At 62.5% G+C, this 293-nt stretch carries 1 protein-coding gene; it reads left to right on the top strand.

The features are described 5' to 3' along the window. A partial coding sequence (locus tag EN804_RS36415; RefSeq protein WP_189602237.1) for a glycoside hydrolase family 88 protein occupies positions 1-293 on the top strand: 293 nt, incomplete at both ends.

The raw sequence follows: 293 nt of genomic DNA, 5'->3' as shown, positions 1-293 counted from the left end.
GCCGCCAACGACCAGAAGGCACTGGACGACCTCGTGACATGGTACGGCTGGCAGATCGACCGTGGCCTGCCGCCGCGCCAGATCAACAGTTCCGCGCCGATGCTGCCGCTCGTCATCCTGACAGAACATGTCGACCGGCCGGATCTCCGCGCACTGGTGGAGGACTGGGCCGACTGGCTGGTGCGTGAATTGCCAAAAACCGAAGATGGCGGCTTTCAGCACGTCGTGAAGGAACGGCTGAATGAGGGTGAGCTCTGGGACGACACGCTGTTCATGGCCTGTCTGTTTCTCGC

Source organism: Mesorhizobium sp. M8A.F.Ca.ET.161.01.1.1, assembly GCF_004792105.1.
GTDB lineage: Bacteria > Pseudomonadota > Alphaproteobacteria > Rhizobiales > Rhizobiaceae > Mesorhizobium.
This window is presented reverse-complemented; position numbering and strand designations above follow the sequence as displayed.